This is a genomic window from Leptospira perolatii, assembly GCF_002811875.1.
Lineage (GTDB): Bacteria > Spirochaetota > Leptospiria > Leptospirales > Leptospiraceae > Leptospira_B > Leptospira_B perolatii.
In genome coordinates, this window is the sequence record NZ_NPDZ01000001.1 from 412,865 (window position 1) to 426,981 (window position 14,117).

A 14,117-nucleotide genomic window follows, 5' to 3' on the forward strand; every position below is an offset into this window, starting at 1 on the left:
AGTTGCTGGATAACGCGAACTCTTTATCGATTAATTCGGATGAACACAGCCGAAAAAATAGAGCAGTTGAAGCTAATCCAAAATCAAGTTTCCCAGTGCAAGTTGTGCAAGTTGCATACGACTCGGACCCAAACAGTTTTTGGAGAGGGAAATCCGGATGCTGAGATTATGTTTATCGGAGAAGGACCCGGCAAACAGGAAGATTTGATGGGAAGGCCTTTTGTAGGAAGGGCGGGGGAACTACTGACAAGAATCATTGAAAATGGTATCGGAGTACCTAGGGATAATGTATTTATCGCAAACCTGACTAAGTGCAGGCCAACAGTAGATTTGAAATTCGAAAAAGACAGACCACCTGACGAGGAAGAGAGCGCTGCTTGTTCTCCTTACTTGGTTCGTCAGATTGCAGTGATACAACCGAAGGTAATCATTACTTTAGGAAATCCTTCTACAAAATTCGTGCTAAATACGAAGGAAGGAATTACCAAGCTGAGAGGAAAGTGGGGAGATTTTCACGGAATTCCAGTGATGCCTACGTATCACCCTAGCTATGTGCTTCGGAATGGTGGAGAGAATAGTCCGCTCAAAAGAGAAGTCTGGGAAGATATTAAATTGGTTTTACTCAAACTGGGTTGGAGAAAGTAAAAGTTAGTTGGTTCCGAGTTCCAACCATTCGTTCTTGAATCCGAAAAACAAAAATTTATTTCTTGCTTGCACAGATCGGCTTTTATTCTATTTCCTCGCAGCATCGCTGCTCTGTACATAAGATACGGCGACTGCAGATAATTCATATTGGATATGGAGGACAGAATGAATTCCGTTCAGGATACGAGACTACAATTTGACGGAAAGGGGAAAGATCTTTTCGTAATCTATTTGTCGAATGCGCTAACCACTATCGTTACGATCGGTATTTATTATTTTTGGGCAACCGTAAAAACCACAAAGTATCTGCACCAACATCTTATCTTTCAGGGCCATCGTTTTGATTTTCATGCGACAGGCAAAGAAAAGTTCATAGGGTTTTTGAAGGCGTTAGTTTTATTCGTAGGTGTGTACATCATAATTGCCCTGTTGCAATGGGTATTAACCGTAATTTTATCCGCACAAGTTGCCGCCATCCTTTCTGCACTTTTGATTGTGGCCGTTTTATTGGCATTAATACCTTTTGTAATTATCGGGAGCAGGAGATATTACCTAAGCAGAACTTCGTTTAACAATATTCGTTTTCATTTTGCGGGACATCCTCTAGAATTAGTAAAGATTTATGTTCCAGGAGTGCTTCTCTCTATTATCACTTTCGGAATTTATACCAACTGGCTCACAGTCAAGTTGCAGAAATTCTACATGAGCAATACGTATTACGGAAATGCATCCTTTCAGTTTGAGGGAAAAGGTCTGGATTTACTACTGATCAATTTGAAGGGATTCTTTCTTACAGTGATCACAGCTGGAATTTACTCCTCTTGGTATACCGCAAACCTGCAAAACTATATCTATAACCATACTAGTTTTAATGGAATCAGGTTAAGATCGGACCTTCGAGGAGGCAGAATCTTTTTGCTTACCTTGTATTCTATCTTGTTAATTCTGATTACGGTCGGTATTGCCGTACCTTGGATCGCAGTTCGATGGATCAAACTTTATCTAGAAGCGATCTCTCTGGAAGTTTCTCCTGATTTAAGTGCGATTCGTCCTGATTTCGATCGAGGAGCTTCGCCTCTCGCCGACGGAATGGAAAGCGTTGCGAGTCTTGCGGACGCCTTGTCCAATTTTCTAGGTTAGAGCATCCGATTTTCATAGGAATGTGCTGGACGAAGAACACTCTAAGAGGTCATTCTATCGAAAGCCGTAAAAGGTGTCAGAATGAAGGGATTGTTATACGACGGAGAAACTCCTGTCCCGAAAGAAGGGCACCTTTTACTCAAACCGCAATTCTTTGAATTCATTTCTGGGGAAACCAAAAGCCAATTTTCCTATTCCGATATTTTAGAACTCGAAACTCTAGGTGGCGAGTACCGCCTAGAGCTAAAGAACAAAACCAATCCGCATATTAATCTGATCTTGGCCTTCTACTCTAAGGAAGATTATACATCCTTAATAGACAACTGGAAGTCCTACAGAAAGTCTGGAAAGCGATCGCTTCTGCCTTTTTGGTACGATCTATCTCCCTGGAAGAAAATTTTTACTTTAGCAGTGGCTGCTACCGTAGTTGTGGTCCTGTATAATGTTTTGCTTTCGATGTCTCATCACTTTGTGCCTTTGTCCTATGATACTTCTAGGGTGCCTTTGGTCTCGAGTAAGATTCGAGAGATGCTACATGTTTGTTCAGATCGAGAACTGAATTCCTTTGTGGATAGTCTTTCCAAAAGATTAAAGCATGCTGACGATCCGTTTACTTACGACATCGTAGTCGTGCAAGAGGAAGTGAACAATGCTTTTGCCTTGCCCGGAGGCAATATAATCCTATTTACTGAGTTGTTAAAAGACATGGAATCTCCCGAAGAGCTGGCTGGGGTTCTGGCTCACGAGATGGCCCATGTCAGAAAGCGACACGGAATCAGAAACGAAATTCAATTTCTCGGCAATTTCTTTTTCTTATCCCTCGCGATCGGCGCTGGATTTGAAGGCGTGGACTTTATAGAAAATCTGGATACTTTTTACGAGATTACTAGTGCAGCAATTTTTAAACAAAAGTTCTCTCGAGAGTTCGAGGAAGAAGCCGATTCGGTAGCACTCGAGAGTCTTAAGTCTGCGAGGATTTCAGCGAAAGGTTTTTTAGACTGGTTTGAAAGAATGCAGAAAAAATATGAGTCCGATTCCGAATCCGATTCTTATGCCGCTTCGATTCCAAGTTTCTTGAGTTCTCATCCTACTACTGAATCGAGAATGAATAAAATTCGGGGAGTTCTATCGGATCCTTCTTTTCCGAAGGATCGAATCGGTATTTCTAGAAGGAAATGGATGGATTTGCGGGAAAGATGCGGTCCTAAAATGGAAGAATCTCAGCAAGCAACTGTTCCAAACTAAAGAATTTGGTTTATTACGAAAAAATATATTAAGAAAAAGGATTTAAGGAGAATAAAATAGAATGAGTGAATTGGCGAAATACTACGACATTCAGGAAAAGAGCTTTCAGAATAAGGACAAACTACGCATTTCTTATAAAGTGTGCCGCTCTAAAAATCCAGTACCTGGTAGAGTATTAGTTGTGCACCACGGGATCGGAGAGCATAGCGGTAGATACGAGAATCTCTTGGAAGGATTGCAGAACGACGGCTGGGTAGTTTATATAATCGATGCAAAAGGCCACGGCAAATCCGAAGGAAGTCGCGGAATCGTAAAAAACTTTTCGGAGTATTTAGACGACCTGAATCAACTGATCGAAATTGCCAAAGATGCGGAACACGTGGAGAAAGTTTTTCTACTCGGACATTCCATGGGAGCGGATGTAGCACTTTTCTATTCTGGATCGGGAAACCATCAAGACAAGCTTAGAGGTTTGGTTTTGAGCGGCTTGGCTATCGAAGTCAAAAGTAATGTGATAGTTTCGATCCAAAGAGGTGTCGGTTCTCTTGCTGCGAAGCTTACTCCTACGTTAGGAGCTCCTACAGGTTTGAATATCAAGGATCTTTCTAGAGATAAGGCCGTCGTAGAAGCTTACAAAAAAGATCCTTTGGTCCATGGAATGGCTTCTGCTGCGCTTGGAAATTTCCTGCTTAATTGTTACAACGACGGATTAAAGATGGCTTCTAATCTAAAAATTCCGGTGTATCTTTTTCACGGAAAATCTGACAATATAGTAATGTATACAGGCACGGTCAAGGCCTTCGAGACGATCCCTTCTAAGGATAAAAGTATGAATATTTACGAAGGCTTATATCATGAAACCATGAACGAGTTAGAAAGTGATAAAAGAAAAGTTTTATCCGATCTTGCGTCTTGGCTGGCAAAACATTCTTAAGTAGAATCAATTGTTGATTTCGAAAAGCGCAGAAAAGGGAAGTTGAAAAACTTCCCTTTTCTTATTCTCCCTTCTTCTTTTTTAACCAGTCTGCGATCACTTCGTAGATTTCCGGTCCAGCTTCTTCATAAGAAAAAAGTGACATGTGATCGTAGTCGATGCTTGCTCGATTGTCTCTTCCGACTTCCCAGAAATATTTTTCTCCTTTTTTCCTTCTATACACCGGATGAACTGATTCGCTTGGACTGACATTGTCCAATTTGCCGGTGACGAATAAAGTAGGCACTTCCATCGCTTCGAAATCCGCCCAAAGCTTCGAGTCGAGCGAAGGAAGATAGTTCCAAAGATTACGATATAAGAATATAGTTTTAGGGTCGTCCTCATCAAAGGAGATATATCTAGAGCAAAAAGAATCTTTCTGTTTGCATTTGAGGGAAAGATCGGATCCAAAGCGCTTTTCTTTGGTCATCTCTTCTATAAAACTATCGTTATACTGATAGTCCATTCCGGTTCCCAAAAAGAATGTCTTTGCGACCGATGGGTCCTTCTTTTGGCTGAGATAATGCAACACTGCTTGGCCGCCTACGGAGACTCCGCCTAGAATGATATCTTTTCTCTTTGCTATTTTTTGAACCTGAGAAATTGCCTGAGGCAGTACCTTATCACCGATTTCTTTCAGGTCTAAGTTCTGATAGTTTTCGAAGTGCAGGAACCAAACAGAAAATCCGTTGCCGTTCAATACTCCGATTAATCCGGAATATTCTCCTAGATAAAGGGCCTTCTTATTTACTAGTACCGGATCTACGATTAAGATAGGTGGATAATCAGAGTTTTCGTAAGAGAAAGTAGTTAAGTAGAGATTCGGGCCGATATTTGCGGTCTGTTTTCCGAATTTTTCCTCAGTAATAACTGTAAAACTTGTGCATGCACCTAAAACAACTAACAATGCTATGGCGAAAAAACGCTTTTGGATGATTTTGAATTGGGACATTATTTTTCGTTCCTTTTATTGAGCCATTTTATGATCGAAGGAAATACATCTTCCTCTGCTTTTCTTCCGACGACTAGATCTGTATGTCCGTAGTCATCAGCATGACCTTTGCTCCTCGAAGCAATGAACAAGGTTTTGTCGGTCGAGCCAACGGAATCGTAGGCGTATCTCAATGAGTAGGCGAATCCGAGTTTGTCTCTCCTGCCGGCTACAAATAGAACAGGAATCTTTATGTTTGATAGGTTGGAACTATAGCTGATCTTTCCGTCTTCGGAAACGAACTGGCCGATCTCTACTACTTTCTCCATTTGTCTAGCTTCTCGTTTTGCGACTGAGGCAATCGCAGTTGTCATCACACCTGAAACTATCTTGTCGTCTATGTTATCAGCGTGCCAAAAGATCTCTTCGAAATTCCTTTTAGGAAGAAAAGGGATGCCAGTCCCGCCCCTGACTGCTGACCAAGTTTCCGTAGGAACCACAGGCCATAGATTCATTGCCCAGGAGAATTTGGTCCAGAGGGATAAAGCCCTGGAAGGTGGATCCATGATCGAGGGAGAGCCGATCGCGACAAAGTTCGAAATCCTATTTTCGGAATAACTTCCTAGTCGGGCATAGATAATCATTCCGCCTAGACTGTGCCCGACCCAATTTACTTTATCTTTTCCTGTTGCATTTAAAACATGCTTAATCGCAGCATCTGCATCTTTTGTAATATAATCATCTATTGAATAATCGAAAGTTTTTTCCCCCCAGAAGATCGAAGGCGATCCGGCTTCTTGTCGGCCTCGTAGCTCCAGTAACCAGACATCGTATCCTTCCTTTTGCAAATTGTATACGATCGATGACTTTTCATTGATCGTTAGGTAGAGTCTGTTCGCGATGATCCCGTGGCATACGATGACCGGATATTTTTTTGGAGGGGTTCCTGCAAGAGGAGGGAAATGCTCCAAGGTTAGATCCCAACCGTCGGATGTCTTCGGGTGATGGATCTCTCCCTTTAGCGAGATTGTGGTGGAGCAATTCATTTGAAAGACGAATAGAACTGCGAGAAAGAAGAACTTACGGACCATAAGCAGCGATGCTTATTTCTTTCGAGCTGGAATCAAGGAAAATTCAAGAGTTATAAATACTGTTAGGTGAGATGTCAGACCATGGCAAGGACTGGCAAATGAAAATTGCAGAGCCCTGCTGTCGGAGAATGTTAAAATTTAGCGAGGATAGAATCTACGGCTTTCTTAATACCTTTGAAGAAACCGAGCTTCTCTAGAACCGGATTGCACCAGCCGGTCGTAATGCAAAAGTAAGAGTCGTGTGGCTTGGTGTGATGAATCTGGTGATGGCTCGGAGAAAGGATAACTCTCCTTTTCTGCAGAAACGCAATCCATTTGGACGGAGAATCCTGGTGAGCCCATTTGTGGATTTGGTTCGTAAAGAAGATGGCAGCCAACACGAATACCCAGAAAATCCTTCCCCAAGGTATTTCAGATTCGTCATAAGAAGCGAATAGGGCATAAAGAAGAATAGGTAGCGAGACCAAGCAATTGTTTCCATTGGTCTCATAGAAATCGTGTCTAGTAATTCCTTTGGGATCTACATGGTGGTCGCGAAAAGGAAAAATAAAGGCCGGACCGACATAAGGCGTGTGCTCATTTCCAAAACTATCCCCGAGAAAGTGCACAAACCCTGAGAAGAAATCGGCAGTAATATAGGCCGATAAGATTAATCCGAATATAATCAAACTTGCACTTAAAGTGTCCTCGAGGATCGCACTAGCTAACACCAAAGAAAACTTGAAGCATAGGTATCCTATTAAAAGTAAGAATGCGAATACGCTAAATACTTCTATCACTCGATGAATCTTTATGGGACTTGGAAACAAGGTTCGTAGAAGGCGCATGGTGCCAATTTCATCAAATTTACCAATGTCTTGAAAGTGTTTTTACACAATCTAGCCTTAGTTACATCTAAAAAATAAACGATTTCCGAAATCAGGCTTTCCATTCGCCCGAATCATTTTATCATAGATGGCACTTTTTCGGATACACGGTTCTAAAATTGAAGATACCGAACATATTAAGTCCCCCAGCGTATGCAGATGCGGAGAAGGACTCTGCTATCAGGCTACTGTACGGTCTGATGAGCTTGTGTTTCGTTTCTGCTTTGCTGTTTGGGCTTTTCTATCCGTTCGTTGCGGAACCTCCGATAGAAGTTTATCTACCGATTTACGCTCTTCCTTTTATCTTGATCCTTTCGCATTTTCTGCTTCGGTCCGGAAGGACTAAGATTGCAGCTCACGCTTTGATCGGTTTCGGTTGGATTCTTGCATTTGCTTGGATTAGTAAAGAAGGAGGAATCCACTCTGTTTTATTTTCCTTATGTATTGTGATGATCGTACTCTCCTTGTTAGTTTTGGATGAGAAATCTACCTATGTTTACGCTTCGATTGCGATCTCTATTGCCGCAGCTCGAATGATCTCCTGGGACAATCGGTTTTGGATTAATTTTTCAGGCAGACAGGGCGACTGGATCATGCTCGCCGGACAAGTTCTAGGATTTGTTTTCCTGATTCTTTTGATGCGAATCGCCTTATTCGGTTTTAGAAGGATCAAAGACGAAATATCTCAGATACAACGATATGCGAAACTGGGGGGCTGGACTTTAAACACGGTCACTCACCAAGCAATTCTTTCCAAAGAATATCTAGCGCTTTTGGGTGAACCGGAGGCAAAAGAAATCCAAATACTTTCCTTCGAAGAATTCCTGCAGCGATATGTAATTCCAGAAGATATCCCGAAAGTAATCGGAATGATGAGCGAGGCTCTTAAAAATCGTCACGATCCTAATTTCTCCTCCGTATTTTATTACAGAACAAGGCTTAAGAATGGAGAGATAAGATACATCTTAGTAAACGGAAAATACCGGGACGATGTAGTGGGATTCGGAACGGCGCAGGACATTACCGAAATACAAATTGCACAGGAAGAATTGAGAAGAAGTCAGGAACTATTTTCGAAAGTTTTTCAGCTCAGTCCGTATGCGATCGCAATTTCCACGATGGATGAAGGCAGATACATAGATGTGAATGACGGGTTCGCGAGCCTCTTCGGTTATACAAGAGAGGAAGTCGTAGGAAGAACTACATTCGAAATCAATTTATGGGTGGATCCAGAGCATCGAATGTATTTCGTAAAGAAGCTCCTAAAAGATGGTCTTTTAAAAAACGAAGAAACCGAGTATCGAAGAAAAGATGGCAGGATCATTCAGGCCGAATTCTCTACAAGAGTCGCAATTATCAATGGACAGCAATGGCTAATCTCCGTCGTGAGAGATCTTGCAGACAGAAAAGAGGCTCAGAAACTTAGAATCTTGAACTTGGAAATTCTGTCACAAAAGGAGTTGATCGAAAAACAAAAAAGGGAACTCGAAAATACGCTGGAAAATCTAACAAGGACTCAAAGCCAACTCATCCTTTCCGAAAAAATGGCAGCGCTTGGTCAGCTCGTTGCCGGTATCGCGCACGAATTGAGCAATCCGATCGGCGTGATACGATCCTCAAACGAACTACTAAAAATTCATTTTGCGAAAAATGAACAAAAGATAGATCGGGCGATCCAAATATTAAGCTCTCTAGATAAGGAACAGAAAGAGGAGCTAATAAGAATTTTCGAAAAAGCAAAAACTTGTCCGGACCTTTTATCTCCCAAAGAGCTTCGCCTGAGAAGCAAGAATTTGGAGAGTAAACTGATGGAACGCGGATTTGAGAATGATATAAGGAATCTAGCCGAAGGTATTGCAGAGAATGGATTGGATTCGTTCCTGGAGGAGTTCCCCAAATTGTTCGGTAGTTCGGATTCCAGAAATGTTTTGGAGTTTGTGTTGGAAGAGATCCAGGCGGAACGACATAGCAAGCTCATCGAGATGTCGGTTGATAGAACATCAAAAGTCGTTTATGCACTCAGAAACTATTCCCACTTTGACGGTTCCGGTCAAAAGTCTCAAGTTTGTCTTCAGGAGAATTTGGAAACCGTACTTACGATTTATCACAATCAACTTAAATCCGGGATTGCAGTTACGAAAGAATATAATCCTGTACCAAATATCCAGGCAAATTCGGATGATCTTTTACATGTCTGGTCCAATCTGATTTATAATGCAGCGCAAGCTATGAATTTTTCTGGAGAGTTGCTAGTCGGTGTCTACGAATCCGGTAAGGAAAGGGTAGAAGTCCAGATCAAAGACTCTGGCCCTGGAATTCCCGAGGCGATTCAGCATAGAATCTTCGAACCTTTTTTTACAACGAAAGCTAGGGGCCAAGGATCTGGATTAGGATTGGACATCACTCGAAGAATCGTAGAAAACCACAAAGGAGAGATTCGGTTCGAGACTTCCGAAAAGGGTACGACCTTTTTTGTAACTCTTCCAATTTGTTAATCGCTCTAAAATAGGTTAATGATTGTTAGATGGAAAACTTTTGGATATAAGCAAAAAATAAGTGCGGAAAAACTTTGCGACACAGAAATGGCTTTTGGACAAAATGAAGACATAAAGATTTTATAAAATGATTTATTTCTTTTTTTAAAAATTTCTGTTTAGATCAAAAATCTCTTCTATCAATTGTGGTAAATATTGTCTGTCCGAAACGCAATATTCGGATTACTGCATCGAAATCAGATTACGCTTAACGTTGCAGTGTCGAATATCTTCGCTTCAAATGGTGGGTTGGCTTATCGGTCGGGATTTGAAAATAAGGTGCAAACGGAAATTACTAGATGCGATATCGAATGTTGGATTTACTGACCCCGCCGGTCTATACCGATGCGGAAAGAGATTCGAAAATTAAGATCTTATATTGGCTCATGGGATTGGCTGCGGGCATGTCAGTTCTCTATTCCGTGCTCCATCCCTTAATTACGGATAGAACGAGAGATACTCACTATGTAATCGTTTTGACAATCTTGGCAATCGCTGTCTGTCATACTTTGGCGAAGAACGGAAAGTTCATACTCGGTGCCCATGTTTTTGTGCTCTATCTTTGGGCAATGATGGCTTCCTCCTCTTTTATCATAGAGGGCGCGTTAGTCGGTTCGATTTCACTCTTTTCCGTTCCGATATTAGTTGCTTCCATGGTTTTGGGAGAAAAAACAACGTACTCGTATGCGATATTTTCCATTCTTACCTGTATTGTTCTATTTTTTATACAAGATGTTGGGTTGATTCCTCTAACAAAGGGAATTGATGTAAAAGAAACACTGCTAACACAGGTGCTTGGATTCATTACTGTTGCAATATTACTTATTTCGAATCTTAGAGGGTATGGAAGAATCAAAGAAGAATTCAGCGATATACAAAGATATGCTCAGTTAGGCGGCTGGATGTTCGATACCAGAACTCTAGAGTTAACCTTGAGCCAAGAATATCTTTGCGTTTTAGGTTACCGCAGGGCAAAGTCTGCCAGGACATTTAAATTCACGGACTTTTTGTTCAATTATGTGGATGAAGACGATAGAGGAAAAATCGTTTCTGTTTACAATACTGCAATTGCTGAAAGAAAAAATCCCAGGTATACCGCCGAATTTGTTTTTAAAACAAGAGGAAGAACTGGAAAATATCGGTACATACAGGTAAGGGGAAGTTACAAAGAAGAACATCTAGGATTCGGGACCGGACAGGATATTACCGAACAATATAAATCCGAAGAGGAACTTAGAAAAAGTCAGGAACTCTTTTTGAAGGTATTTAGAATGAGTCCGAATTCGATTTCTATTTCAGACATGCGTACTGGTACTTATATAGATGTAAATGAAGCGTTTACAAAAACTTTCGGTTATACTCGAGCAGAGGTGAAAGGAAAAACTTGTGCTGAAATTGGGATATGGAAGGACCCGAAAGAAAGGAAGCGGATCATAATCAAGCTCCTAAAAGAAGATATTATATTAAACGAAGAACTCTGTATTTTGTCAAAAAACGGAGAAGTTAAACATGCAGAGTATTCTGCACGAGTAGTGAATATTGCCGGGAAGGAATGCTTGATAGAAATGGTCCGGGATATTTCAGACCGGAAGGAAGCCCAGGAACTGAGGCGATTGAATCAGGAAATCTCGGCTCAGAATCAATTTATCGAAGTGCAAAACTCCAAGCTTGCCGAAGCGATGGAAAGCATCAAAAGGACTCAGGCTCAGATTTTTCAATCAGAGAAGAGGGCTTCTCTTGGCCAAATCGTAGTTGGACTTGCACACGAAATAAACAATCCGCTGGCAGTCATTGGTTCATCTAACGAATATTTGGCGGATTATCTAGAAAGAACGAATAAAAGAGCAAATGAAGCTGCGGTTATTTACGAATTACTCGATACAGACACCAGAGAACAATTAGAACGAATGATCGACATGGGTCAAAGGGCTGTAGAGATTCCAACTCCACGGGAAATTAGGAACAAGGCTACAAAAATAGAACCTGCGCTATCGGGGCTCGGTTACCATAATCCAAAAGTATTAGCCGAATGGCTTGTGGAATCCGGTTTGGAAGAATCTCCTATCCAATTTCCTAAAGTATTTGAATTTGAACAAGGACCGCAACTGGTCCAGTACGCTTTGGAAGAAGTTCAAGCAATTCGGTCTAGTAAAATGATTAGAATGTCGGTGAATCGAACGTCTAAGATCCTTTACGCCCTGCAGAATTTTTCGCATCCGAATCACTCCGGAGAAAAGACTTTGGTAAACTTATTTGAGTGCTTGGAAACAGTATTTACGATCTATCACAATCAGTTGAAGTCGGGTGTCCAAGTAGTAAAAGAATATAATAATCTTCCCTTGATTGAAGGATATGCAGATGATCTTTTGCATGTCTGGATGAACCTAATTTATAATGCAGCTCAAGCGATGCATTTCCAAGGCGTTTTAACTGTTTCTAGTTTTTGGATTTCGGAGAACGAGGTAGAAGTACGAATCAAAGATACCGGTCCAGGGATTCCAGAAGCGATTCAACATAGAATCTTTGAGCCCTTCTTTACTACCAAGGCACCGGGCGAAGGGTCCGGTTTGGGACTAGATATCGCTCGAAGAATCGTGGAAAATCACGGAGGCTCGATTCGGTTTGAGACTTCTTCGAAAGGAACTACTTTCTTCGTAAGGCTTCCAGTCGGTTAGTTTTTTCTTATATATGAGAAGCTTCGTAAAAGCTTCTCATATCAGCGCTTCAGAAATTTTTCGATTTTTGGGCGAATGACGTAATGACAATAAGGCTGATTGGGATTGGTCCGAAAATAATTTTGGTGGTAGCCTTCTGCCTTAAAAAACTTTGTTAAAAGAACAATCTCTGTGACGATCTGAGATTTGAATTTCTCCTGCGCTTTTGTCCTGGATTTTTCAAAGATCGCTTTTTGATTCTCATTTTCGTAAAGTATAATACTCCTATATTGAGGACCCTCGTCGTTTCCCTGACGATTGCGAGTCGTTGGATCATGAGCTTCCCAAAAAATTTCCAGGATACTTTCAAAGGATATTATATTAGGATCGAATCCAATTCGTATAACTTCCGCGTGGCCAGTTTGGCCAGAGCAAACTGATTTGTAATTGGGGGAAGGGTCATGACCTCCTGCATAACCTGATTCTATGCTTTCTACGCCTTTTACAAGTTGGTAAATTGCCTCCACACACCAAAAACAACCTCCACCCAGAGTGGCATATTCTAGTTTGTCCTGATTCATAAAGCTCCTTGTTTGGAATTTGTTTTCCAAATCCCAAAAGTTAAAGCAGGTGATTTTTATTTATCACCGTAACTGGTATGAAACTTAGACTGATTCAAACTAATCCTATAAAAAATTCAAAAACTAAATCTCTTTTGGCAGCCTCTTCTAATTCTGAAAACGGAGTTTGCACGCTAATTTTACCGCAGCGCACGCATCGTAGATATAAAAAGCATTGGGATACAAGCAAGTCGGCTACGAAGTGTTTAAAAGAGTTACTTGAAACGTATTCCGGCAGCATCGACCGAATCGAAAGATTGAATTCGAACCCGATATTTGTACGATACCAAAGGGCCAAGACGAAAACAACTTGGGTCAGAATCAACTTTAGACCCAGGCAATCGGATTGGATAAAATTGGGAAACCTTGCACGGTTTCACGGAGTATCCAGATGTTTCTTGTTTGTTTACTTGCTCGAGAGATTCTTAACCGGAGACCGCCCGGCTGGCTCTCTGTCTATCAAACAGAAGCGAGCTGCGTAGTTAGGATAATCTTGTCATTCGATCCCAATTTTTCAAACTTGATAGGATGGAATGACAAGCGCTCTTTTAGTTCAGTCCAAAGTTCGCTAAAAAATCTACCTGTTTCCTTTTCTAAGGATTAGATAAGAAACATTCTTCATGTCGAGTAAATGAGAATGGAAACCTTTGTAAGTATCATATTCCAATATTACTAAGTTCTTATCTATAAAATGGTCCTCCTGTAGAGAGAAGGGTAGCCAAGGAACAAAGTGGCTAGAGGTCTCTAAACTGTATTCTTCCGGAGCCGATCCGGCATGGACAGCAATTGGTTTCTGAATAAATTTGGAAAGACCTTCTGCAAGTGGAAATAGCTCCATCGAAGCGATCCCAGGTGCAAGTAATACTGGTTCTATCGGAGAACGTAAACCATTGTCTGCTAAAACAGCAATATCCGAATCGGAAAGCTCGTGCAATATTTCTCCAACCCGGCCGCCCAAAAGATCATTGGAAAACAAGGAACCCGAAGCACCTAACAATAGCAAATCGGCTTCCTTTGTCCTGGCCATTTCGACTATACCGGGAACGATCCAGTCAGACGGAAAACCTACCGTTTCAAAATTCAGATTTGCTCCGGCGGCCTCTTGCCTAACCGATTCAAAAATCTCATCTTCTGTAAGACGAGGAAATCCTTCAGATTCGGATTCGACTGAAATAATATGTAATGCTACGATAGAAAGGTCTTGTCCCGATTTTGCAAATAAGGATCGCGCAAGTCCGAAAAGTTTAGCTCCCATTTTGGGATTTGCGAAAGAGACAAGTATATTCATGAATCACACCTATGCCTGAGTCTATGCAATATTAGATCTCGCGAACGCAATCATCCGCATAAATCGCAATAATGATAGGGCGCTTTTCGAGACTAGGTCAAATATTTTTTGTGATTCAAGCCTCGTTGTT

Annotated in this window: 12 protein-coding genes; 7 read left to right on the forward strand and 5 right to left on the reverse strand. The window is 41.3% G+C overall.

What is annotated here, in order from left to right; all coding sequences use genetic code 11:
* Window positions 1-39: 39 nt before the first annotated feature.
* From CH373_RS01915 to CH373_RS01930, 4 genes are all read left to right on the forward strand, one after another.
* Window positions 40-645: a uracil-DNA glycosylase gene (locus CH373_RS01915; RefSeq protein WP_100712225.1), complete on the forward strand. Its 606-nt coding sequence runs from the start codon at window positions 40-42 to the stop codon at window positions 643-645.
* Between the two features lie 165 nt (window positions 646-810).
* A complete protein-coding gene (locus tag CH373_RS01920; RefSeq protein ID WP_100712226.1) occupies window positions 811-1,785 on the forward strand; it encodes a YjgN family protein in 975 nt (324 codons plus the stop codon).
* Between the two features lie 81 nt (window positions 1,786-1,866).
* A complete protein-coding gene (locus CH373_RS01925; protein WP_100712227.1) occupies window positions 1,867-3,030 on the forward strand; it encodes a M48 family metallopeptidase in 1,164 nt (387 codons plus the stop codon).
* A 61-nt stretch (window positions 3,031-3,091) separates the two neighbouring features.
* Window positions 3,092-3,964 (forward strand): alpha/beta hydrolase, encoded by an 873-nt coding sequence (locus tag CH373_RS01930; protein ID WP_100712228.1) that lies wholly within the window; start codon window positions 3,092-3,094, stop codon window positions 3,962-3,964.
* Window positions 3,965-4,025: 61 nt separating this feature from the next.
* On the opposite strand, the gene CH373_RS01935 is transcribed toward CH373_RS01930, so the two are convergent.
* The 3 genes from CH373_RS01935 to CH373_RS01945 form a co-directional block, all read right to left on the reverse strand.
* A complete protein-coding gene (locus CH373_RS01935; RefSeq protein ID WP_243393209.1) occupies window positions 4,026-4,955 on the reverse strand; it encodes an alpha/beta hydrolase in 930 nt (309 codons plus the stop codon).
* Window positions 4,955-6,025, reverse strand: coding sequence for an alpha/beta fold hydrolase (locus CH373_RS01940; protein WP_100712230.1), 1,071 nt, complete (start codon window positions 6,023-6,025; stop codon window positions 4,955-4,957). The genes CH373_RS01935 and CH373_RS01940 overlap by 1 nt, the downstream gene beginning before the upstream one ends.
* 131 nt (window positions 6,026-6,156) lie before the next feature.
* Entirely contained in the window at window positions 6,157-6,852 is a 696-nt protein-coding gene (locus CH373_RS01945) for a fatty acid desaturase CarF family protein (RefSeq protein ID WP_100712231.1), read from the reverse strand.
* A gap of 158 nt (window positions 6,853-7,010) precedes the next feature.
* Between CH373_RS01945 and CH373_RS01950 the strand changes: the two genes are divergently transcribed.
* Window positions 7,011-9,386: an ATP-binding protein gene (locus CH373_RS01950; RefSeq protein WP_243393210.1), complete on the forward strand. Its 2,376-nt coding sequence runs from the start codon at window positions 7,011-7,013 to the stop codon at window positions 9,384-9,386.
* A 338-nt stretch (window positions 9,387-9,724) separates the two neighbouring features.
* A complete protein-coding gene (locus CH373_RS01955; RefSeq protein WP_100712233.1) occupies window positions 9,725-12,100 on the forward strand; it encodes a PAS domain-containing sensor histidine kinase in 2,376 nt (791 codons plus the stop codon).
* 41 nt (window positions 12,101-12,141) lie between these two features.
* Here the strand turns inward: CH373_RS01955 and msrA are convergent, their stop codons facing one another.
* Complete coding sequence (msrA, locus tag CH373_RS01960; protein ID WP_100712234.1) at window positions 12,142-12,660, reverse strand: peptide-methionine (S)-S-oxide reductase MsrA; 519 nt, start codon at window positions 12,658-12,660, stop codon at window positions 12,142-12,144.
* Between the two features lie 77 nt (window positions 12,661-12,737).
* On the opposite strand from msrA, the gene CH373_RS18915 reads away from it, so the two are divergent.
* On the forward strand, window positions 12,738-13,181 hold the full coding sequence (locus tag CH373_RS18915; protein WP_100712235.1) for a DUF1564 family protein: 444 nt from the start codon (window positions 12,738-12,740) through the stop codon (window positions 13,179-13,181).
* A 95-nt stretch (window positions 13,182-13,276) separates the two neighbouring features.
* Here the strand turns inward: CH373_RS18915 and CH373_RS01970 are convergent, their stop codons facing one another.
* Complete coding sequence (locus CH373_RS01970) at window positions 13,277-13,987, reverse strand: potassium transporter Kef (RefSeq protein WP_100712236.1); 711 nt, start codon at window positions 13,985-13,987, stop codon at window positions 13,277-13,279.
* Window positions 13,988-14,117: the final 130 nt, after the last annotated feature.